The sequence below is a fragment of the Pedobacter gandavensis genome (assembly GCF_032678745.1).
Lineage (GTDB): Bacteria > Bacteroidota > Bacteroidia > Sphingobacteriales > Sphingobacteriaceae > Pedobacter > Pedobacter gandavensis_C.
On record NZ_JAVTST010000001.1, the window covers coordinates 1,267,577 to 1,285,903 of the forward strand.

Genomic DNA, 18,327 nt, shown 5'->3' on the forward strand with positions numbered 1-18,327 from the left:
CATTTTTTTTGAAAAGTCCCCAATCCAAATTGCCCTTCAGTTAAGCGACTATCCCCTTGAGTTATGGTATTCCATTGCATAAACCAATGGCATTTTACCTTCCATATTTCTGATTTGAAAACCTTCCTCTGTTTTAACCATATTCTTGAAACACTCATATGGAGAATGGTCGAACTCTTTGAGTTGCATTAATTGTAAATCTGCATCCAATAAGGCTGAGATAATATCTGAAAAACTATGGTTCCACCAATATGACTTTTTATTGATTGCAATGCTGCTGTCCGTATAGGTATTTTCATCTAGTTCTTCGATCGCTCCTTGATTGAAATAAGAATAGCTGATTTTCTCAAAGTTATCATCAAACATCCAAATGACCGGATGAAAATCAACGAGAATAAAACGGCCTTTTGGGGCTAATCGCTCAGCTATTAATGCGCCCCATTTGCTTAATTCCGGAAGCCATCCGCAAATGCCATAAGATGCAAAAACGATATCGAATTTTTCTTCAATGTATTGATCCATCTCCAGGACATTACAACAAACAAAATTAACGGATGTTCCCATCTTGTCAGCGATAGCCCTTGCCTGTGCTATACTTTCCTCAGAAAAATCGAGCGCAGTAACTTCTGCTCCCATTTTGGCTAAAGAAATTGAGTCCTGACCAAAATGGCATTGCAAGTGTAATATCTTTTTTCCTTTAAGCTCTCCCAATAAATCCAATTCAAATTTATTGAGGCTATTTCGCCCTTTTACAAAAGCTGGCATATCGTAAAAGTCGGATGTAATATGTGCCTCAGTCCTCTTGTCCCACAAAACCTTATTGGTATAAAAGTATTCTTTATAATTTTCCATGTTGTTATATTTTGAAAGCGCAGCTATTAAATATAGCAGCAAAAATGATCCACATAATTTATCATTATTTTTTCAGAAAAAGGACAGATCATAAAAAAGGACCTGTTAAGGTCCTATTGGTTAAAAGAGGCGATCAATTCGCATTTTTCTTCAGCCATTCCAGTCTACGCTGGTCAGGCAATTGTTTTACGCTAAAACCTTCGAATTTAGCATCGAAACCCTTGCCATCCGGACTAGCAGCCATGAAACCCACCATTACGGGTATGTTGTCTTGCAGGTAAGCATTGCGCATCATGGTATAGCTTTTATCATCAAAAGAATAGAATATTTCTACGGCATCCAGTCTCCTAACCGCTTTAATCCATACAAATTCAGGAACTTTATCCAATGTAGTTACACTCCAATCGCTGGTTTTATGGGTTACTACCGTACTTAGGTTGTACTTTCCGTCTACAAACTCAATCCCAGCTTTGATATAATTCTCATGATCGATACGCAGCATTAGGCCCACCTGATCGAAACGCGCCTTATAATTTCCGGTGATTTTCACCTTCGCTTCAAATTCTCCTCCATAAGTACTGTAATAAAATGGGGCATCATCAACAGTAAAACCGTAATGTGAGATCCTCCAATAATCACTTTGTGGAGTGACCGACATTGTTAAAGCTTTGTTCTTGATTTCCCAGTTTTGTGGCTCATTAAACCATTGCATCTTATCCAGACTTTGTGCAAATCCGGTTTGTGAGATCGCGAATCCAATGAGGCATAAAATAATTTTCTTCATTTCTTGTTTTTAGTTAATAACCATACGTTACATTTACCTCACAAATGTAAAACACCACAACTAGCGCTCCAATACTGATAAATAACCATAATCAAATGAATATTCTCCATACCCTAAATGAAACACTATTGAGACAATCCTTTGGAGAGGAAAGCGATAAACCGAATGACATTTCTCATTATCAGTATATGGCTTATATGTATTCCAGAATAGAAAATTCTATCGCGGTATTGAGTGATATGGAAGCCAATAAAAGTTACATCTATAATGGAAGAGTGGCTGCCACATTAGGTTTTGAGGAAACAGAAAACTCAAAAGAAATCAACTCCATTTGGGAAGAAGATATTTTCAATAAAATTCATCCGGATGACCTGATGGAGAAGCATTTGTTGGAGCTTCATTTTTTCAGTATGATAAAGAGCCTACCGATCGAGGAAAGGTCCGATTACCAGGTGAAAAGCAAAATCCGGATGCGCAACAAGGATGGGATATACCTGCTTGTGGAACACCGTATGTTTTATGTATGCACGGCGGCAAATGGCAGTTTATGGTTGGCACTATGTCTTTATAACCTCTCTTATGATGAGCCTGCTGAAGATAAATACACTGGTATCATTATCAACTCGGCAACAGGCGCGATTCTTAAGCCAGATCAGGAGTCCTGCAATAACCTAATAACTGCCCGTGAAAAGGAAGTGTTGCAACTGATTCGCAAAGGTAAGATGAGTAAAGAAGTTGCAGATTTATTAGCGATCAGTATCAATACGGTAAACCGTCACCGTCAAAATATATTAGAGAAACTGAGAGTCAGCAACTCCCATGAAGCTTGTCGGATTGCAGAAAGAATGAACTTGATTTGACCATAGCCCCCAGCATATTCCTTATCTTTGCGTAATCATGAAAAATGAGATTACGTTAAATCCTAAAAAAAATAGTTTCCTGTTCTTTCTTTACTTAGTAGGTCTTAGTATTATAGGTTTTCTGGCCACAGACATGTATCTACCTGCATTCGACAAGATGCGCGTAGATTTAGGCAGTTCCAAAAGCAGTATCAGTGCAACATTGACTTTGTTCTTAGCCGGATACGGGATCGCACAACTATTATGGGGACCAATCTCCGATAAGTTCGGCAAACCGAAAACGGTCCTGATGGGATTGAGCATCTTTACCATCGCCTCCTTAGGCATATACTTTACCTACAGCGTCCAGCTCCTATTGGTACTTAGATTGGTACAAGCGATCGGTGTTTGCGCTGCTGCAGTTAGCTGGCAGGCCCTGGTCATTGAAAGATATCCAAAAGAACAAACCAACAAAATATTCGCTTCTATTATGCCTCTGGTGGCATTATCCCCTGCATTAGCCCCATTAATGGGTGCTTTTTTACTGAATTATTTTGGCTGGAGGTCTATCTTTATTGCATTGGCACTCATCGCCTTACTGCTTATCCTATATACCTTAACCATAAAAGAAGAAAAACCAGCCGCTGATCATACCGATAAAGCTGAGGATTCGAACGTAGATAAATCTTACCTATCCCTCTTAAAATCAAAGCCATTCCTTGGAAATGTACTCATCTATGCCATGTGTTCGGCCGCATTTTTTGCCTGGCTTACCGGTTCTCCTTTCTTCTTAAAGGAGCTTGGCTATAATGAAAGCCAGATTGGCCTCAGTTTTTTCCCTCAAACTATTGCATTTTTAATCGGTGGTTATGGTTATAGAGCCATCACAGGAAGAATTGAAGGCAAAAAACTACTGCCTTATTTACTGGTACTGTATTCGGTAAGTATGGTGTCCCTTTATTTAATTACCATCAGCATGACCCCTACTTTGACCATATTGCTGATTCCATTTTGTTTAATGGCTTTAGCGAATGGTGCCTGTTACCCTATCGTGGTGTCGGAAGCCTTAAAATCAGCTTCGCATAATGTGGGCAAAGCCGCTGCAATGCAAAATACGATTCAATTGGGCATCTGTTTTATTGCCAGTGGATTGGTTTCCTTGTTTTCAAAAGATGCCCTACTCAGTACCACTATTGTGATGGGTTTCACCATTCCTTTTGTGTACATCGGCCATAAACTCAGTTTAAAATAAGCGTAGCTTATTTATGAGAATGTGGTCTATTACCATTAATACTGTTTATTTACGGTGATAATGATAATCAATAACAGAACCAGCTGCCTGCAGCTGGTTGTTCCTGACTCTGGTTTTTTGTCCGGCAGGAATTGCCAGCAGAATTGTGGATTGTAAGGCGGGAATGCTAAACTGTACTGAATCACTCACATTTCTGGCGATAAATTTCTGAGTCAGCAGGTTATAAATATCTACTTTCTCCGATGGCTTAAAGCTAAGTGTTTTGTCTATTGGATAGGGATTGTAAAACAACCAGGAAGGAAAACTTTTAGCGGCATAAAAATCCGTGGCATTCAGGTCCAGCTGTAAAATCCCTTCTACCTCAGTTTCCTGTACAATGCTTCCGAATATACCGACATGGCCACTTCCATAAACACTGAACTGGGAGACTTCCGGATTTTTACCCGGCACCCATTTAGGTCCATCACCTTGCGCCACAGGTGCTTTTAGACTAAGATACCGATCTTCAAATGTAGAGGCTTTAGCCAGTCCTTCATAGGCAATTACCCCTTTTGTAACCTCCGCCAGTTCAGGCAAAGTCTGATGCTCTACTGGCATGTATTGCGGATAAAAAAACCGGGAAGCATTCACCGCATTCAACATCCATTTCCCGATGGCCGTAGCATATTCAGGTTGGTACTTGACTAAGGGCACTAGTGGCCAGGCCGCATCAAAAGTGTTCATTAAAAAGCTATAACCACCATGATCTACCGTACTCCCAACAGTTCCTGAAATGTCTATCCCATTCCAGTTTCCTGCGAGAAATCCCCAACCTTCCCTACATATTGCTGTACCTGAAAAGGTCCAGCCCAGCATTTTTGAAACATCGAAATTCGTCCCCTCTTCTGCATTCATTCGCGCGGCTAAATAAGCGCCAAATGGCATGAGTAATTCATAAGTGGGGTTGATTTTTTCCTGGTCTAGCGCCTTCATCGCAGTAATTGCACCCTTCAAATAACGTGGATCTCCGAATTTTTTATAGGCTGCATACAACACATAAGCATGACCCGCAGCAGCATCGGGCTGAAGACAAATGGTGTTGGTTTTTGGCTGCATTGCTCCATAGTCAAAATAGGAATAATGGTAATTGCCATTCAATATAGAATCGGCTTTAAAGAACTTTTCAGCTATTTTCTTGGCAATGAGGTCGAAATCAGCTGTTGCCGGATACTTTTCATAAATGGCATAAAAGAGAACATTGGGATACACATCATACCACCAATCACGTCCATATCCGCCTCCCAATAAAGCCACTTCCGGAGCAGTATTGTTCATCATGATGTCCCAGCCGGTGTCGCTGTTGAAGTAGTTTTTCAGCATGGCAACATAGTTTAATCCCTCTTGATTGCTTTTATCAATCCCCACTAATGAAGCCCCTAAAACTGCACCCATATTGGCCAATGCCTCATGAAACATCCCTTTATTATGGGCTGGCCCCTGCCTGACATCCCCTATGGCGGTATACATACCCATCACTGGTTGGTCGAAATTTTTACGGGTACTGTCCATCCATACCAACGGCCAATATTGACCTGTTGCCTTAAAATCATAAACGACACTATCGAAACGCAGCGCCATTTGTCGCCAGTCAATGATCTTTAAAGGTTGAGGAAGATTGGCCATCTCCTCGACACGCGCAATCGGAACTTGTTTAACCTGCGCCTTAGCGCTGATGAAGATAAAATGACTACTAATGAGCAGGAAAAGGAAGCCTGACTTTAAAATGGATTTCATAAGCGCGTTTCTTTAAAGAATTGATACTCATTCCTTTCAGAAGATACGGAAATTCAACACCTTAAACGAATAGGACTCAAAAACAAATAAACCAAACTGTTGTTTAACAGCAGTAATCCTTATCATCCTTAAAAAAACGCTATATGAAAACAGGCCTTATGAAAACAAGCTATACCTTCGGGCTTTCCTTAATTACACTGGCTTTATTCAGTTGTAACGCTCAAAAAACGGACAACAGCAGTCAAAAACAAGATTCGACAATGGCGACTTCTTCGGATACCACGCGTAAGGCTCCGATAGTTGGCGGAGATCAGGACGAACATGGATGCAAAGCATCTGCTGGTTACACCTGGTCAGTCTTAAGAAAAGAATGTATTCGTCCATTTGAATTGGAGAACAAAATGATAGACCTTAGAAATAAGAATTTTCCCGCCACCTTCTTATTCTCTTCAGACCATAAACAAGTGGAGATTTTCGCCCTTGATTTTAAAAAGACCATCATTCTTAGCACAGAGGGCACAGATACCTACGCTTCAGCTGATAAAAAATATACGATGGCAAAAGATGCTCAGAAACACTGGATCGTAACCAAAACTGAAGATGGAAAAACAACCACCATCCTACAACAAGAGTAAATCTCATAAGGTTATATTTCAAAACCTTAATTACCTTAGCAATTAACTTCATGAAAAACAATTCCAAAAGCTTCCTGAAATTCGCAACCTGTTGCTGTTTTATGGTTATGACATTAAATACCTATGCGCAAAAGCCAAAAAACGATAAGATTATAGGCTACCGTATGTCAAGGATAACCGGAAAGATGGAATTTTTCAATAGTAATAAAGAAATTGTTGCGGCATACCCGTTTTCAAACATCACACTCGACGAGCATGAGGTGGGCTTTCTAGCCGTAGGAACCTCCACTAAAAGAGGCTTAATGAGCGACAGAGGCGTGATGGTAGTAGATACTATTTACGATTTCCTGGCGGTAGTAGATAAGGAACTTGCCCTGGTTTTTCAAGGAGAAAAATCAGGACTGATAGATTTCAAAGGCAACATTGTAGTTCCTATAATTTATGACAATATCGATCATTTTAAAGCGAATGGCCGGTTTACTGTCGAAAAAGATGGTAAAAGAGGCATTGTCAATAGAAAAGGTGAATTTATTGAACCGCTTATTCCTGTGCATAAGTAATACTACTTACTGCCAGGCAAAGTAAGAGAGAAAGTGGAAAACATTTTCCCTATGCTGTTGTTGTTTTTGTAGCTAAATCAGGTCCCAAAGCCTGGAAATAGCACCTAACACAACCTATACATATGCTTATTAACGAACTTTTTGACCTTAAAGGAAAAGTAGCCATCGTAACCGGTGGCGGAAATGGAATTGGAAAGGCTTGCTGTGAAACGCTTGCAGCAGCCGGTGCAGCCATTGCTATCGGCGATTTAAAACTTCAGGATGCCGAATCGGTGGCTGCAGAGATCATTAGTAAAGGTGGTAAAGCCATCGCAGTGGAATGTAATGTCCTGAATGATGAAGACCTGGTGAATCTGGTGGAAAGAACCGAAAAGGAATTAGGCGGCGTACACATCCTGGTTAACAATGCCGGCGGCGGTGGTGGTGGTCGCGAAAACCCCTTTAACATTACAGTGGACGACTTTGCCCGGGTTTTTAAACTGAACGTATTCAGTGCATGGAGGTTATCACAATTATGTGTACCCTTAATGAAAAAAGACGGTTATGGCAGCATCATTAACATTACATCAATGAGTAGCGTCAATAAAAGTCCGAATATGAGTGCTTATGCCTCCTCTAAAGCGGCATTGAATCACATGAGCAGCAACCTCGCCATGGATTTCGGACCGGAAGTACGCATAAATGCTGTTGGACCCGGAGCCACTAAAACTGCAGCCTTAGCTTCGGTACTTACTCCGGAAATAGAAGAGAAAATGTTGTCACATACCCCCATCAAAAGATTAGGAAAGCCATCAGACATCTCAGGAGCGGTATTGTATTTCGCTGCACCGGTATCAGAATGGGTAAGCGGACAAGTTCTGTTTGTGAACGGAGGCGGTGTTCAGACCCTTGATTAATAACCCTGTAGCAGGCCTTTACTAAATAAAAAAAGGGATCATTTATACCTTATAATAGGCTATAAATGATCCCTGCTCTTTTCCTGACCCAGCAAGAATAAACGCGGTTATTATTGGTTTAATACCTTTTCCAGTACTTTATCCAGCTTCGCTTTATCTTTTGAGTAACGCTCTAAATTAAACAGCTTTACTTCTTTAAATTCGATCGGGTGACTTTCGCTCTGCAGCGAGATATAGCCTCCGGTTAATGCTTTGCCATTTTCTTTGATCTTAGGATCGTAGTTAGACACATTGCCACCGCCAATTGTAGGTTTAGAATATTCCAATACGACTTCTTTGTTGATGATGTGTTTAACCACAGAATCTCCTAAAACCAGGAATTCGGCCGTTACCCATTGATCACCGGCATAAGTTTTCGATTTAGAATCTAAACAATGAGGGGTAAATAGCTTTCCATCATAGATTACCTGCGTACCAGGTGTACATAGGTTACTGGTTGGACGTACATGCTCGCCATCACCACCTAAGATTTGCGCCTCTATAGAAATCGGGAAATCCTGGTTCTTTAACATCGTTTCTGGTGCCTGGCAATGCAGCATCGCGCCGCTATTTCTTGTCGCCCAGCCCTCTCCGCCTTTGGCCTGATCACCAACAAAACGGTAAGTCACTTTTAATAGATAGTAAGAAAATGGTTTCTTGTAAAAGATATGACCATACTGCTGGTCAAAATTTTCATAACCATCATAATTTACTTTGATCAAGCCCCCTTCTACACGAAAGGTGTTGGCATAGTTGTCATTATAGTCATGCTTGGCGATCTTAATGTTCCAGTCCTTCAGGTCTTTTCCGTTAAAAAGATCAATCCAGCCCTTTTGGGCAGCAGCCTGGTTTACAAACACAAAGGTTAGCGCGGTAAATAAGAATAAGTTGATTTTTAGTTTCATGGTGTTAGCAATGATTCGTTTTTAAAACAATGGTTCGTTTTAAAAATAGGGATTTAAATCAGATCAGGCAATAAATATCCTGCTTATGCGCTAAAGAATTAACCTTTATTAAAACCGGCAAAGGAATTAACATCTGGAAATAACCCGCTAAATCAAGCTAAAAAACGCCTGTACAAGCTGTAAACCAAAGGATTGCCCTGAAAATATTTAAGCTATTTTAAAACATTATGACCATGAAAACAGTTATACGAAAAAAACCAATTAGAACCTTATATAAAAATGGAAATCATGAACGATCAACTCTCTGCACATGCCACAGTAAGCCGCCATTTTTCAGTATCTGCTGAAGATGTTTTTGATGCCTGGTTAAACACTTCCATGATCGGAAGGTTTATGTTTGGTCCAGAGGTTAGGGATGAAAAGATAGTTAGTCTTCAAGCAGACCCTAAAGTAGGAGGCTCCTTTTCATTTATAGTGCTTAGGAATGAGGAAGAAATCGATCATGTTGGTGAATATCTGGAAATCAGCAGGCCATTACGCCTCTCCTTTTCCTGGGCAGTACGTCAGGATTCCGCAGAGCATTCAGAAATAGTGATCGACATTATACCATCGCCTACAGGAGCAGAGCTGACACTCACACAGAAAATGCCAGCCAATTGGGAACATTTCATTAAAAGCGCTGAAGGTTCCTGGACTAAGATGTTAGATGAATTAGATAAAATCCTTTAATTCTTCTCTCCTCTTAATCCCATAAAGTTGCAAAAGGTTTAGGCTCATAAATCGGGTAATCTTCAGCAGTTGGGTATTCAAGAAATATAGACATAAGATAAATTATTTAAATGAAATTAATATTTTCGAGTGTTAACTTCGATTTTTTTGGAAGAATATCCACGGATTTCCAAAATGTCATCTATAATTGAAGAACCAATAACAGAAAGAATAGTTTTAAAAAAAGGTCAAAAACCCGTCTTTAACCCTCAAAAAGCAGGAAAAGAAACATTATTAAATATTTTATTAAAAAAAACTTAGAATTGTTTTAAACAATCCTTATTTTACACTTGTTATTGTTTTTCGTTGAGCAACTACTTTGGGAGCGATAACAACTTATTTTTAATAAACTAAATAAAATACAATGCCAGAAGGAACAGTAAAATTTTTTAATGAGTCAAAAGGATTTGGCTTTATCGTACCAGAAAACGGAGATGCAGAGATCTTTGTACATGTAACAGGATTAGCAGGCCCAGTTAGGGAGAACGACAAAGTTACCTATGAAGTTGAAAACGGCAAAAAAGGCCTAAATGCAACAAATGTTAAAGCCATCTAATTTATAGATGATTAACTAAAGCATCTCCAAAAGAGATGCTTTTTTTTTGCCCAATCCAGTACTAATTAATTGAAATGAAATCAATGATTAGGGAAGGAATTACTTAGAGTTGCGTGTTGCAGTTTGTATTTTTAACACCCAGGCATACTTACCAGGAAGCGTTGCCGGTAGTTTTACCAGTATCCCTCCCTCTTGCTTTGTCCAGCTTAATGGCTCTTTTACACCAATCATATAGATCTTAGATCCGGCTTTAGGCTGAAGGGAACTCAACTTCAGTTCATTGTTGTTTTGCTGATTAAAAATGGCATAGGTTGTTTTGCCATCCATACTTTGTGTAAAGCGGATATGATCCCCCTCTTTATAGTTTGCAAGGCTGTTTGTAGCATAAATTGCTTGCTTATTCAGCTTCAACCATTCGCCCATTTCTGCCAGCCGTGCTACACTTGCTGCAGGAATTTCACCTTCTGCTGTTGGACCAACATTTAACAGGTAATTCCCTCCTTTTGCCGCTACATCTACCAGGTTATTGATCAGTGTTTCAGCCGATTTCCAGTTCTGGTCGTTCTTTACAAAGCCCCAGTTGTTGTTAATGGTCATACAGCTCTCCCAGTAGTCCTGAGAATTGGTTTTTAAGATCTCCTGTTCCGGTGTCCCGAAATCACCCGCAGCATTTTCATACTTATTCATGCCTTCCATTCCCCCACGGGCCTTACTGATCCGGTTATTGATCACCAAAGATGGCTTTAGACTGCGTAAATAATTGTAAAGGTCTCTCCCCTGGTCTTCCGTCCATTCAGAGATCCACTCTCCATCGAACCATAGGATGGCAGGGTCATATTTTTTAATCAATTCTGCCAGTTGAGGTTTTAAATACTCCTCTCTATATTTCGCAAAATCAGGCTTTTCAGCAGGTTTTTGTTTCGGGTTTGCATTGGGATGATGCCAATCCATGATCGAATGGTACAAGCCAAACTTAATACCTGCTGCTTTACAGGCATCTGATAGCTCCTTAAGAATGTCCCTCTTAAAAGGGCTGGCATCCATGATGTCATAATTGGTCACTTTACTGTCCCACATGCTGAAACCATCATGGTGCTTTGAAGTGAATACGATGTATTTCGCTCCTGCATCTTTGGCGATACTCACCCATTTTTTCGCATCAAACTTCTCTGGATTGAATTGTGGGGCATATTTTTCATATTCTGAGGTTGGAATTTTATGGGTTTCCATAATCCATTCAGCACCGCCATCCTTTCCATTGTAGGTCCCAGCAGGAATCGCATATAAGCCCCAATGAATGAACATCCCGAAAGTATCGTCATGCCACCATTGCATCCGCTCGGTTTTAGCAGATTTAGGTTCTTCTAAATAGTTCTTTTGTGCAAAAGCCGGACAGGACAATAACAATCCGGCAATCAGCAGATAGCTCTTTTTCATACTTGTGTGATTTGGTTAACACAAAGAAAGGAATAAAGGCGGTTCACAATTATGCGATAATGCCAAATCATTAAATGATTTCAGCTTTCTGTTACACAAGCAATTAAGATCTTTAAATGAAATTCCAGTAGCTGAAACCAGCAGTCAATTCTGAATATGCATTCAGGACCTTTTCTGTCTCCTCAAGGTCGATAAAACCACCAAAAGGGCAATAATCCGGATGATAGAACTTCAATTAGCATTTATTTTCGTTTGTGATCATAGGTATTTCAAACAGCGGTCATCTTTGCTTTCAGACCGCTGGCTGATAAATATAAGCTGTACAATTCAGCAATAAAAGTAAAAATAGCTGCTAATCGTACTTTAATCCCGGGTATCCCAACAGTCTTCTCCATAAAGCAAGTTGTCCAATGATACTCGCTTCGCGATAAATCGTGAAGGTAATCATCTCGTAATAAGTCATTTTCATGAATCCCATATCGATTTCACTGTCTAACTTTTCGTCATCAATGGCGATCAATGCTTTTCTTGCAATTGGACTGACCCGCTCCCAGTCTTTCAAATATTCTTCTTTTGTAGGGTATTTTGCGCCTTCCAGAATCCCTTTATGGTCAGAAAAAAGGTCATGGCCGGTCTGCTGCAATCCAGGATTCGTCTCCTTAATCATCCAAAAACGTTGGCCCACCAAAGAACCCGCCAACCAGGCCATATGATTCGCCTGCGTATTTAAACGGTTGTACATGTTTTCCTCCGAAATTCCATCTAATGCTTTCGCAAGAAAGTTGGTCTGCATATCAAACAAGGCCAATAATCCCTGCATTCTGCTACTCACAGTGGCACTTTCCATAGTTTATAATTTTAAGGTTTAACTCTTTTTATGATTTACTCTTAAAGTTAAGCAGAACCTTTCAAATACAAAGGGGAGTAAAACGTCAATATTAAGGGGTAATTGCGCCAAAGTCAGAAACTTATTCGCAAAAAAAATGTTATGAATTCATAAAACCAGGTGGAATGCTTAAAAAATACCCCTCGAATTCTAAATTCGTCCTCAATAAACCAGTCTTCTACACCTCGATTATCCTGATTGTGTGTAGTTTGGTATTGTGTCTGCTCTTTCAAAAATCACTAGATACCTGGTTTAACAACACAAAACTGCTCATCACTGCAAATTTAGGCTGGTTCCTGATCCTGACGGTGAATTTTATCCTTGGTTTCTGCTTATATCTGGCCTTCGGGAAGTTCGGCAGAATCCGTCTTGGCGGAGAAGATGCCGAGCCGGAGTTCAGCAATATATCCTGGTTTGCGATGCTATTCAGTGCGGGAATGGGGATAGGTATTATGTTTTTCAGCATTGCTGAACCGGTTTCCCATTTTGCCCAACCTCCACGTCCGGCGGGCTCTGCTCCGGAACTGGCCATACAGGCCATGGAATTTACCGCTTTACACTGGGGATTGCATGCCTGGGCGATTTATGCGGTAGTTGGATTGGCACTCGCCTTCTTCTCTTTCAATAAAAAACTCCCGCTCACTTTCCGTTCGCTTTTTTATCCCTTTTTAGGGGAACGCATCCATGGTTGGTGGGGGCATTCCATCGACATTCTTTCCGTAATTGCCACGCTATTTGGCCTTTCCACTTCTTTGGGCTTAGGTGTACAACAAATGAATGCAGGTTTAAACTTCCTGTTTGGCTGGGAAATGTCGACCACACTGCAATCCTTTATCATCATCATTGTAACCTCTATAGCTACCATTTCCGTCGTTTCTGGTTTAGATAAAGGCGTTAAGCTCCTGAGTCAGGGAAATATGATCATGGCTTTTGCATTGATGCTACTCGTGTTCGCCTTCGGCCCCTCCATCTCCCTGTTAAAAAGTTTCATTCAGAATACCGGATCTTACCTGGCAGATTTCATAGAAATCAGCACCTGGAACGACAGTTACCGGCAATCAGGCTGGCAGAACTCCTGGACCGTATTTTACTGGGCCTGGTGGATTGCATGGTCCCCTTTTGTGGGCAGCTTTATCGCAAGAATCTCCAAAGGAAGAACCGTCAAAGAGTTTATCCTTGGGGTCTTGATTGTGCCCGCCGCAATCACCTTGTTATGGATGACAGTCTTCGGCGGCACTGCATTGCATTTCATTCTGGAAGGAGACCTGAGCCTGGTCAGTGCTGTAAATTCTGACATTGCTACGGCTTTATTTGTGTTCCTTCAAAAACTCCCTTTTGCCTCGATCTTATCCGGATTAGCGGTGATGCTGGTCGCCTTTTTCTTTATCACTTCTTCTGATTCAGGCTCTTTGGTGATCGACAACATTACTTCAGGTAATGCGCCCTATACCCCAGCATTACAGCGTGTTTTCTGGGCATTCCTACAAGCAATCGTAGCGATTGTACTACTTTGGGGCGGCGGACTGGAAGCCTTACAAACAGCCGTCATTATTGCCGGCCTCCCCTTTGCAGTCATCATCTTACTCATGTGCTATAGTCTGAAAAAAGGGCTCCAGGAAGAGTTGAACAAGAACAAAAAGAAGTTGCGCTCTAAACAGGAAAAGAGCTATAGAGACACCATTTCAGACCTGATGTCTGAACAAAAGTAATTACCCAAAGCAGCAAATAACGATATGGCATTAACCCCTAAAATAAATGTAATTGCAGGTCTTGATCTTTCTGAAATGGACCATTCTCTGATTCAGTACCTGAAGCTATTGGCAACGCTATTACCCTTAAACAAGGTTGTTTTTTTTCATAACATAAAGCAATCTGAGCTTCCTGAGGCCTTTAAAAATCCAGAGCAGCTAACCACCATCGCCAATACCATTAAAAAGAAGCTGGGGGCCACGATTCCGGGCCTACTGGGCGATCAGCTCGCTTATGAGATAGAGGTCAGTTTCGAAGATTTCACAGAACTGGCTTTCAGTAAAACTGCGAAAAGAAAAGAGAGCAACCTTGCTGTATTGGGCAATAAGCAAAATCTGGAAGGTAACGGCGGACTGGCTCATAAGCTGATTCGTATGCTTCCTTTTGAGACAATGCTTGTGCCTGAAACCTATAATCCGGAACCGAAAAAGATCATTGAAGCCATCGATTTTTCAAAATACACCGCTAAAGTGATGCAATGGGGCAGCTATATTAAGAAACATAGTCGGCTGCCAGAACTCTCTTTTCAGCCCATCAACATCTCTAAACTCTCCTGGAAGTTCTTTCCTGGCCTCTCCAATGCAGAGATCAGAAAGAATACTCAGGAAGACCTCAAAATAAAATCAGAAAAGTGGGCCAGACTATATCCCAATGCGAGTCCTTTAAAAGTAATTCCCGCAGAAGATAAAAACATCGCTTCCGCCTTGATGTACCATGTAAAGCAGGAAAAAGCAGATTTGTTGATCATGGGCGTTCAGGGTGTAACCTCTGTCACCACCCTTTTTATGGGCAGTGTAGCCAATGAGGTGCTTTATCTGGAAAGCAATGCCTGTCTGTTATTTGTAAAGCACAACATTGAATAATGCCTGCATTTGATATATAAAACGTGTCCAGTTGATCTGGGCACCCTATTTTGATTTATATCTTCGATTCATATTCCGGCTTCTCAGCCCCATTATACATGTTATGAAGCGGCAAAATGAGGGGATCGTTGTCTGCAATCCCATTTTTGCTGAGGATAGGCATCAGCACTTCTCCAAATTCCTTAAAATGATCTGCAGATTCCCAAACATCCACTACCAACCAACTGCTGGCTGTAGGCGCTGCCGCATGATGTAGCAGCCCTTTAGGATGGGAATGACCTGCTGCGATCAAGTCTCTCCAAATCTGGTCGTATTGTTCGCCTGACATCCCAGGCATATCGAAATAAACCATTATCTTTTCCATAATATGAAAGGTTTAAAAGGGTATAACAACTCGCGAAAGGAGAAGTTTTAAAGCGCTCCAAGCAAGAGCAATTCATTAATTTCTCTGGCCAGATTTCTATCTTTTTCCGTGACTACATCACCGGCATCATGCGTACTCAACCAGATCTCTACCTTGTTCCATTCGTTGGTCCAGCGGGGGTGATGGTTGTTCTTCTCCGCCAGAAATGCCACCCGAACCATAAAGGCAAATGCTTCCTGAAAATCTTTAAATATTAAAACTTTGTAGAGTTTCTTATCGATCTCTTCCCATTCTTTCTGAACTACATTTTCCATTGCTATACCTGTTGCAGCGCTACTGTATTGTAACTGCTTCTTTAGAAACATCTGAAATTCAATAACTGTTTCATGAAGCCGCAAATTTGATTTTCTTTTAAAGAAACTAACATTTAAAATCAGATAGTTACAAAAGATTATCGGAATAAAAACTTTAGATTAATAGGAGCGAACTTCGGACACCATTATCGGTGATCAGGCGCATCAAAAACCATCTTTTCAAGGGCTGATCTATACATGGAACCAACAGGAATTGGCTTCCCTTCTATCCATACATTTCGCTTGTCCAGCTTTCCAATTCTCGGACAGGAAACCAGGAAAGAACGGTGCACCCGAATAAAGTCGAGCGGGGATAATAAGGCCTCCGCCTCTCCCATTGTCAGGCGCGACCGGAGTACTCCGGCACTTAAAACAAACTGCACATAATTGCCAATACTTTCCGCGTACAGTAAATCTGAGCGTTCGATCTTAATCAGTTCGTATCCGCTCTTAATGAAAATTGAAGTCCCGGCTTTTTCTCCTGGAACCACAGACACTCCTCCCCGACTTTGATGACGGAGCTGCTGGTATTCGAAAGCTTTATTGCAGCCTTTCAGGAACCGCGGAAAAGAGAATGGTTTCAAAAGATAATCTATCGCATCCAGCTCGAAGCTTTGTACTGCATGCTCCGAATAGGCCGTTGTAAAGATCACCATTGGCGGGTTTGGGAGTGATTTCAGGAAGTCGATCCCCGACAAGCCCGGCATCTTAATGTCCAGAAAAATCAGGTCTACCTGCTCCTGTTGAAGGTAGGCCAGCGCTTCCTTAGTCCGCGTAAAACATCCGGAGAGCTGGATACATGGAACTTCCGAAGCCAGATTTTTGATCACCTCCAGAGCGATCGGCTCATCATCGATTGCAATGGCTTTTAAAAATGACGGATTGCTCATGATACTTTTAGGGTTAATTCTGCTATAAATTCATTTTCAAGCACGGTTGTACTCAATTGATGTCTTCCTTCATAAAACAGCATTAGACGCTCTCTTACGTTATTCAATCCTATTCCCGGCGACTTTCTTTCCGGATCCTGGTAAAGTGTCTTAGGCAGGCTATTTCGCACTTTAAAATGAATGTGATCCGCCGAACAGGATAAGTCAATGATGATCCATGATTTTTCATCCGGATCTATCCCATGTTTAAAAGCATTCTCTACAAAAGGAATCAAGAGCATCGGCACAATCAAATGATCGCAAGCTGTTACCTCCAGGTTTGTTTCCAGCAGCACCTGGTCTGAAGGCAGGATTCTGAGCTTTTGCAGGGCGATATAGTTTTGCAGGTAGGCAAGGATAAAGTCATGCTGATTGTCTTAACACCTAAGGCCAGTAAAAAACTTACCGCCAGAAATTGAGAGAGGTACGAAAACTTAAAATATGGGATAAAACTCCATAAAAAAAGCCGAATAGATCCTTGATGAACAAGTAGCTATTCGGCTTATCTAAACCTATAGTCCGGCTTAGGTATTTTATTTTACACGATTCCTTGTGCAATCATAGCATCTGCAACCTTCACAAATCCTGCGATGTTTGCTCCTTTTCCATAATTGATATATCCGTCGGCTTCTTCGCCATACTTCATACAGGTTTTATGGATCTGTGAAATGATCACTTTCAATTTACCGTCAATTTCTTCACGGTCCCAGGAGTAACGCTGAGAGTTCTGAGACATTTCCAGGCCGGAAACTGCTACCCCGCCTGCATTTGCCGCTTTACCGGGTGCATATAAAATCTTTGCACGTTCAAAAACATGGATGGCTTTAGGCGTAGTTGGCATATTAGCGCCTTCTGCCACACAGATACAACCATTGCTAACCAGCAATTCTGCATCACTTTCGTCCAGCTCATTCTGAGTCGCATTAGGGAAAGCAATGTCGCATTTAATGCCCCATGGCTTCTCATTCGGGAAAAACTGACAACCATACTCGTCTGCATATTCCTTAATTCTTCCTCTGCGGACATTTTTCAGTTCCATAATGAATTTCAGCTTTTCCGCATCAATTCCTGCAGGGTCATAAACAAAACCTTCAGAATCTGACACTGTTAGCACCTTCGCCCCTACCTGAATACATTTTTCTACGGTAAACTGCGCTACATTTCCAGAACCTGAAACCACTACATTCTTCCCTTTTAAGGAATCATTTTTCACTTTCAGCATTTCTTCTACGAAATAAACCACGCCATATCCTGTAGCTTCCTGGCGGATTAAACTTCCACCCCACTCAAAGCCTTTACCAGTTAATACTCCGGTAAATTCACCTTTAATGCGTTTATATTGACCAAATAAATAGCCGATTTCTCTGGCACCTACACCAATATCTCCGGCAGGCACATCAATATCAGCACCTACATGGCGGTACAATTCGGTCATGAAGCTCTGGCAAAACTTCATTACTTCTGCGTCAGACTTCCCTTTAGGGTCGAAATCTGCACCACCTTTACCACCACCCATTGGGAGGCCGGTTAAGCTATTTTTAAATACCTGTTCGAAAGCAAGAAACTTCAGTACGCTTAGTGTTACCGAAGGATGGAAACGCAAACCACCTTTATAAGGGCCGATTGCACTGTTCATCTGAACTCTGAAACCGCGGTTCACTTCCACTTCTCCTTTGTCATTTAACCAGGGTACTCTAAAGATAATCACACGCTCAGGTTCAACAATGCGTTCCAAAACCTTGTTCACTTTGTATTTCAGGTTCTCTTCAGTAAAAGGGATAATGGATTCTGCAACTTCGTATACGGCTTGTAAAAATTCTGGTTCATGAGTATTTCTGGACGAAACTTTACTCATGAATTCATTGATGGTTTGGCTCATTTGTGTGT

Annotated in this window: 22 protein-coding genes; 10 read left to right on the forward strand and 12 right to left on the reverse strand. The window is 41.2% G+C overall.

All coding sequences use genetic code 11. The features are described from left to right. Window positions 1-48: 48 nt before the first annotated feature. Both R2S10_RS05130 and R2S10_RS05135 read right to left on the reverse strand, forming a co-directional pair. Window positions 49-852 carry a class I SAM-dependent methyltransferase gene (locus tag R2S10_RS05130; RefSeq protein WP_316839370.1) on the reverse strand — a complete coding sequence of 268 codons (804 nt, stop codon included), beginning with the start codon at window positions 850-852 and terminating at the stop codon, window positions 49-51. A gap of 133 nt (window positions 853-985) precedes the next feature. Beyond that, window positions 986-1,636, reverse strand: a complete 651-nt coding sequence (locus tag R2S10_RS05135; RefSeq protein ID WP_316839371.1) for a DUF1349 domain-containing protein — start codon at window positions 1,634-1,636, stop codon at window positions 986-988. 95 nt (window positions 1,637-1,731) lie between these two features. Between R2S10_RS05135 and R2S10_RS05140 the strand changes: the two genes are divergently transcribed. Both R2S10_RS05140 and punC read left to right on the forward strand, forming a co-directional pair. Next, on the forward strand, window positions 1,732-2,496 hold the full coding sequence (locus R2S10_RS05140; RefSeq protein ID WP_316839372.1) for a response regulator transcription factor: 765 nt from the start codon (window positions 1,732-1,734) through the stop codon (window positions 2,494-2,496). Window positions 2,497-2,533: 37 nt separating this feature from the next. Further along, window positions 2,534-3,727, forward strand: a complete 1,194-nt coding sequence (punC, locus tag R2S10_RS05145; RefSeq protein ID WP_316839373.1) for a purine nucleoside transporter PunC — start codon at window positions 2,534-2,536, stop codon at window positions 3,725-3,727. Window positions 3,728-3,772: 45 nt separating this feature from the next. On the opposite strand, the gene R2S10_RS05150 is transcribed toward punC, so the two are convergent. Continuing rightward, a complete protein-coding gene (locus R2S10_RS05150) occupies window positions 3,773-5,500 on the reverse strand; it encodes a hypothetical protein (RefSeq protein WP_316839374.1) in 1,728 nt (575 codons plus the stop codon). Between the two features lie 143 nt (window positions 5,501-5,643). Between R2S10_RS05150 and R2S10_RS05155 the strand changes: the two genes are divergently transcribed. The 3 genes from R2S10_RS05155 to R2S10_RS05165 all read left to right on the forward strand — a co-directional run bounded on the left by R2S10_RS05155 (window position 5,644) and on the right by R2S10_RS05165 (window position 7,591). Beyond that, window positions 5,644-6,135 carry a hypothetical protein gene (locus R2S10_RS05155; RefSeq protein ID WP_316839376.1) on the forward strand — a complete coding sequence of 164 codons (492 nt, stop codon included), beginning with the start codon at window positions 5,644-5,646 and terminating at the stop codon, window positions 6,133-6,135. A gap of 50 nt (window positions 6,136-6,185) precedes the next feature. After that, a complete protein-coding gene (locus R2S10_RS05160) occupies window positions 6,186-6,695 on the forward strand; it encodes a WG repeat-containing protein (RefSeq protein ID WP_316839377.1) in 510 nt (169 codons plus the stop codon). Window positions 6,696-6,817: 122 nt separating this feature from the next. Next, window positions 6,818-7,591 (forward strand): glucose 1-dehydrogenase, encoded by a 774-nt coding sequence (locus R2S10_RS05165; protein WP_316839378.1) that lies wholly within the window; start codon window positions 6,818-6,820, stop codon window positions 7,589-7,591. 110 nt (window positions 7,592-7,701) lie between these two features. On the opposite strand, the gene R2S10_RS05170 is transcribed toward R2S10_RS05165, so the two are convergent. Continuing rightward, window positions 7,702-8,535: a DUF1080 domain-containing protein gene (locus tag R2S10_RS05170; protein ID WP_316839379.1), complete on the reverse strand. Its 834-nt coding sequence runs from the start codon at window positions 8,533-8,535 to the stop codon at window positions 7,702-7,704. Window positions 8,536-8,823: 288 nt separating this feature from the next. On the opposite strand from R2S10_RS05170, the gene R2S10_RS05175 reads away from it, so the two are divergent. From R2S10_RS05175 to R2S10_RS05185, 3 genes are all read left to right on the forward strand, one after another. Next, entirely contained in the window at window positions 8,824-9,264 is a 441-nt protein-coding gene (locus tag R2S10_RS05175; protein ID WP_316839380.1) for an SRPBCC family protein, read from the forward strand. Window positions 9,265-9,411: 147 nt separating this feature from the next. Next, entirely contained in the window at window positions 9,412-9,564 is a 153-nt protein-coding gene (locus tag R2S10_RS05180; protein WP_316839381.1) for a hypothetical protein, read from the forward strand. A gap of 103 nt (window positions 9,565-9,667) precedes the next feature. Beyond that, the gene (locus R2S10_RS05185; RefSeq protein WP_062548246.1) at window positions 9,668-9,859 is read left to right on the forward strand and encodes a cold-shock protein; all 192 of its coding nucleotides are present in this window, start codon (window positions 9,668-9,670) and stop codon (window positions 9,857-9,859) included. A gap of 99 nt (window positions 9,860-9,958) precedes the next feature. On the opposite strand, the gene R2S10_RS05190 is transcribed toward R2S10_RS05185, so the two are convergent. From R2S10_RS05190 to R2S10_RS05200, 3 genes are all read right to left on the reverse strand, one after another. After that, entirely contained in the window at window positions 9,959-11,296 is a 1,338-nt protein-coding gene (locus tag R2S10_RS05190) for an alpha-L-fucosidase (RefSeq protein WP_316839382.1), read from the reverse strand. 112 nt (window positions 11,297-11,408) lie between these two features. Continuing rightward, window positions 11,409-11,531, reverse strand: coding sequence for a hypothetical protein (locus tag R2S10_RS05195; RefSeq protein WP_316839383.1), 123 nt, complete (start codon window positions 11,529-11,531; stop codon window positions 11,409-11,411). 117 nt (window positions 11,532-11,648) lie between these two features. Further along, entirely contained in the window at window positions 11,649-12,143 is a 495-nt protein-coding gene (locus R2S10_RS05200; RefSeq protein ID WP_316839384.1) for a DinB family protein, read from the reverse strand. 164 nt (window positions 12,144-12,307) lie between these two features. On the opposite strand from R2S10_RS05200, the gene R2S10_RS05205 reads away from it, so the two are divergent. Both R2S10_RS05205 and R2S10_RS05210 read left to right on the forward strand, forming a co-directional pair. After that, on the forward strand, window positions 12,308-13,891 hold the full coding sequence (locus R2S10_RS05205; RefSeq protein ID WP_316839385.1) for a BCCT family transporter: 1,584 nt from the start codon (window positions 12,308-12,310) through the stop codon (window positions 13,889-13,891). Window positions 13,892-13,915: 24 nt separating this feature from the next. Next, a complete protein-coding gene (locus tag R2S10_RS05210; protein WP_316839386.1) occupies window positions 13,916-14,794 on the forward strand; it encodes a universal stress protein in 879 nt (292 codons plus the stop codon). A gap of 55 nt (window positions 14,795-14,849) precedes the next feature. Here R2S10_RS05210 and R2S10_RS05215 read toward each other — a convergent pair whose 3' ends face one another. The 5 genes from R2S10_RS05215 to gdhA all read right to left on the reverse strand — a co-directional run bounded on the left by R2S10_RS05215 (window position 14,850) and on the right by gdhA (window position 18,319). Then, a complete protein-coding gene (locus R2S10_RS05215; RefSeq protein ID WP_316839387.1) occupies window positions 14,850-15,158 on the reverse strand; it encodes a hypothetical protein in 309 nt (102 codons plus the stop codon). 47 nt (window positions 15,159-15,205) lie between these two features. Further along, entirely contained in the window at window positions 15,206-15,523 is a 318-nt protein-coding gene (locus tag R2S10_RS05220; protein WP_316839388.1) for a 4a-hydroxytetrahydrobiopterin dehydratase, read from the reverse strand. Window positions 15,524-15,657: 134 nt separating this feature from the next. Then, entirely contained in the window at window positions 15,658-16,401 is a 744-nt protein-coding gene (locus R2S10_RS05225; protein WP_316839389.1) for a response regulator transcription factor, read from the reverse strand. Next, window positions 16,398-16,736, reverse strand: a complete 339-nt coding sequence (locus R2S10_RS05230) for a hypothetical protein (RefSeq protein WP_316839390.1) — start codon at window positions 16,734-16,736, stop codon at window positions 16,398-16,400. The genes R2S10_RS05225 and R2S10_RS05230 overlap by 4 nt, the downstream gene beginning before the upstream one ends. Window positions 16,737-16,978: 242 nt before the next feature. Then, a complete protein-coding gene (gdhA, locus tag R2S10_RS05235) occupies window positions 16,979-18,319 on the reverse strand; it encodes an NADP-specific glutamate dehydrogenase (protein ID WP_316839391.1) in 1,341 nt (446 codons plus the stop codon). Between the last annotated feature and the right edge of the window lie 8 nt (window positions 18,320-18,327).

Coding starts and splice junctions, on each gene's coding strand:
- R2S10_RS05130 (WP_316839370.1), bottom strand. CDS start 852: ATGGAAAATTATAAAGAATACTTTTATACCAATAAGGTTTTGTGGGAC.
- R2S10_RS05135 (WP_316839371.1), bottom strand. CDS start 1,636: ATGAAGAAAATTATTTTATGCCTCATTGGATTCGCGATCTCACAAACC.
- R2S10_RS05140 (WP_316839372.1), top strand. CDS start 1,732: ATGAATATTCTCCATACCCTAAATGAAACACTATTGAGACAATCCTTT.
- punC (WP_316839373.1), top strand. CDS start 2,534: ATGAAAAATGAGATTACGTTAAATCCTAAAAAAAATAGTTTCCTGTTC.
- R2S10_RS05150 (WP_316839374.1), bottom strand. CDS start 5,500: ATGAAATCCATTTTAAAGTCAGGCTTCCTTTTCCTGCTCATTAGTAGT.
- R2S10_RS05155 (WP_316839376.1), top strand. CDS start 5,644: ATGAAAACAGGCCTTATGAAAACAAGCTATACCTTCGGGCTTTCCTTA.
- R2S10_RS05160 (WP_316839377.1), top strand. CDS start 6,186: ATGAAAAACAATTCCAAAAGCTTCCTGAAATTCGCAACCTGTTGCTGT.
- R2S10_RS05165 (WP_316839378.1), top strand. CDS start 6,818: ATGCTTATTAACGAACTTTTTGACCTTAAAGGAAAAGTAGCCATCGTA.
- R2S10_RS05170 (WP_316839379.1), bottom strand. CDS start 8,535: ATGAAACTAAAAATCAACTTATTCTTATTTACCGCGCTAACCTTTGTG.
- R2S10_RS05175 (WP_316839380.1), top strand. CDS start 8,824: ATGAACGATCAACTCTCTGCACATGCCACAGTAAGCCGCCATTTTTCA.
- R2S10_RS05185 (WP_062548246.1), top strand. CDS start 9,668: ATGCCAGAAGGAACAGTAAAATTTTTTAATGAGTCAAAAGGATTTGGC.
- R2S10_RS05190 (WP_316839382.1), bottom strand. CDS start 11,296: ATGAAAAAGAGCTATCTGCTGATTGCCGGATTGTTATTGTCCTGTCCG.
- R2S10_RS05200 (WP_316839384.1), bottom strand. CDS start 12,143: ATGGAAAGTGCCACTGTGAGTAGCAGAATGCAGGGATTATTGGCCTTG.
- R2S10_RS05205 (WP_316839385.1), top strand. CDS start 12,308: ATGCTTAAAAAATACCCCTCGAATTCTAAATTCGTCCTCAATAAACCA.
- R2S10_RS05210 (WP_316839386.1), top strand. CDS start 13,916: ATGGCATTAACCCCTAAAATAAATGTAATTGCAGGTCTTGATCTTTCT.
- R2S10_RS05215 (WP_316839387.1), bottom strand. CDS start 15,158: ATGGAAAAGATAATGGTTTATTTCGATATGCCTGGGATGTCAGGCGAA.
- R2S10_RS05220 (WP_316839388.1), bottom strand. CDS start 15,523: ATGTTTCTAAAGAAGCAGTTACAATACAGTAGCGCTGCAACAGGTATA.
- R2S10_RS05225 (WP_316839389.1), bottom strand. CDS start 16,401: ATGAGCAATCCGTCATTTTTAAAAGCCATTGCAATCGATGATGAGCCG.
- gdhA (WP_316839391.1), bottom strand. CDS start 18,319: ATGAGCCAAACCATCAATGAATTCATGAGTAAAGTTTCGTCCAGAAAT.